2 protein-coding genes are annotated in these 2,335 nt (G+C 74.9%); both read right to left on the bottom strand.

Translation table 11 applies throughout. The features are described from left to right. The coding region (locus tag AB0C69_RS41340) for a hypothetical protein (protein ID WP_360362187.1) at positions 1-303 on the bottom strand (303 nt) is incomplete at its 3' end. Between the two features lie 158 nt (positions 304-461). Further along, positions 462-2,335: sugar-binding protein (locus AB0C69_RS41345; protein ID WP_360362189.1), on the bottom strand; the 1,874-nt coding region annotated here is incomplete at its 5' end.

The raw sequence follows: 2,335 nt of genomic DNA on the forward strand, positions 1-2,335 counted from the left end.
GGGCGACTGCCTGACCGCCGAGGCCGTCCTCGCGGGCGTGCAGAAGGCGGGGGTGGACGCCTCCGTGGTCTGGTTCGACGCGCTGGTCGTGCGGTCGCCGAGACGGCCGGCGATCCGGGCGGCCTTCGCGGCGGCCTGCCCGGTGGCGGGCCGCCCGGCGCGGGCGTCGCCCGCGAGCCTGGCCTCCTGGCCGCCGGACCGTCCCTCGGCGTGCACGACGTACAGCGAGCCGGCCAGGAGCCCGGCGGATCCGGCCGCCACCGCGGTCGTCGCGACCGCGGTGCGCAGCCGACTGTTCCTCACGCTCTTCCGGCGCCTCATGAACCCTCCCGGTTCCGGGGTGTCGATCTACGCGTGGGGATACGCGCCCCGGCGGGACGGAGTTCAACGCGGCCCGGATTCCGTCCGGCATGCCGCCGGGCCGGGGGGCGCGTCCGCTCCCCCGGCCCGGCGGGGCATGATCAGCCGCCCAGGCGGACGGCGCCGCTCGCCGTTCCTCCCTTCGCCGCCTCGAAGGCCACGGTGAGGGTGCCGGTCGCGCCCGGCACGGTCACGGTGGTGGTGCCCGCGCCGCGGATCCGGACCTCCTTGGTGCCGAGCAGCTTGCCGTCCCACACGTGGACGTGCGCGGTGCCCGGCCCGGTCGCCAGGAGCCGGACGGTGGTCGAGCCGCCGGAGACCGCCGGCCGTCCCACGATCTTCGCCGTGTCCGAGCGCGGCGCCGCGGGACCGGCGGCGAGCGGGACGCCCGTGCGCACGGCCTGGATGATCGACTCAGGCGCGTTCACCGACCGCGTCGCGTCGGTCGGCATGACCGGCGGCGGGGGCGTGGTCGGCATGCCCGAGGGCGGGGTGTGGCCGGGCAGGGACACCAGGCCCCACCGGTACGGGTCGCCCTGGACGCCGTTCCAGGTCGACCAGCCGATCCGGGTCTGGCCGGTCTTGTCCTGGGTGTCGGAGTCGTAGACGAAGACGTTCAGGCCCATGCGCCGCGGGTCCACCGCGGTCGGCAGCGCGGTGAACGGGATCTCCGCCTCGACGACGTACCCGTCGTAGGGGTCGGCGACCGTCGAGGCGACCCGCATGCCGGGCGCGGTCTCCTCGCCGGGGCCCTGGCGCGCGTCCGCGTCGCGTTCGAAGCACGGCTTCCCGTCCGACATCTTCGGGAAGATGCCGGTCTTGAACGTGGTGGAGGTGTTCTCGGAGTCGCCGCGCGGGTCGATCCCGATCTCGACCGAGTCGGTGCGCCAGTGCCGCTTGCAGTCGTCGGCGCCGAGCACCGTGCCCTGCTTGTCGTCGCGGACCTTGACCAGCACGTGCAGCGCCTTGTCGGTCCAGGTGACCTTGCCGGTGGCCGAGCAGTCGTCGGCGGACTCGCAGGCCGTCCCCTCCCAGCGCCGGGACAGGTTCAGCTCGGGCCCCGGGTACTCGCCGGGCGACTCCTTGCCGTCGACCGCGGGCGCGGTGGACGCCTTCGGCAGTTCGGCCGTCGGGACCAGTTCCAGGGCGCCGTTCTGCACGTCGGCGTCGCCCGAGGAGGAGGTCGTGGTGATGGTCAGGTCGTAGTCGCCGTCGGTCCCGCCCTGGTTGGAGGTGGGCAGCGACGTGTCGGTGTTGGTGACGGTGAAGGTGGCCGAGCCCGTCTTGCCCGCGTCGAGGGAGTAGGGCTTGGACGCGGCGTCGGCGGTGAAGCCCGCGGGCAGGGTCAGCCTGACCGTGCCGGACTGCGCCGAGGCGGTCGTGTTGGACAGGTCCACGCGCACCTGCCGGGACGCGCCGGACGCCAGCGTGAGCACCCGCTTCACCTGCCCCGTCAGTGCGGGGACGCCCGTCTTGCCCGCCCAGGTGTCGAAGTCCGAGACGCGGGGCAGTGGCTCCAGGACGCCGGTGACGGCGGGCTGGACCTCCACGGACGTGGCCGTCTGGCCGGTGGCCGAGCCGCCGGTCAGCGTCGCCGAGAGCTGCGCGCGCCCGGCCTTGACGCCGGCCGGGGGCGTGACGGTGAAGGTCGCGGTGCGCTCGGCTCCGCCGACCGTCCCCAGGTCACCGGAACCTGTCACGTTCCAACCCGTGGGGACCGCGAGCGACGCCTTCGCCGCCCGGAGCCGCTCGGGCGAGCTCGCGTGCGCGGTCACCTTGAAGGCGCGTCCCGCGGTCACGCCGAACGCGTCCGTCGTCAGCCAGAACCGGCTGCCGAGCGGAAGGCCGCCCTTCGCGGGCACCACCGCGCCTTCGAGCATCGCGGACGGGTCGGTGTTGCCGAGCGGTGAGCGGGCCGGAGCCGATCGCCGTAGCGACGCCCGCGCTGCCGGCGGGTCCGACCGAGCGGTTCGCC

The organism is Actinomadura sp. NPDC048032 (genome assembly GCF_040653175.1).
GTDB lineage: Bacteria > Actinomycetota > Actinomycetes > Streptosporangiales > Streptosporangiaceae > Spirillospora > Spirillospora verrucosospora.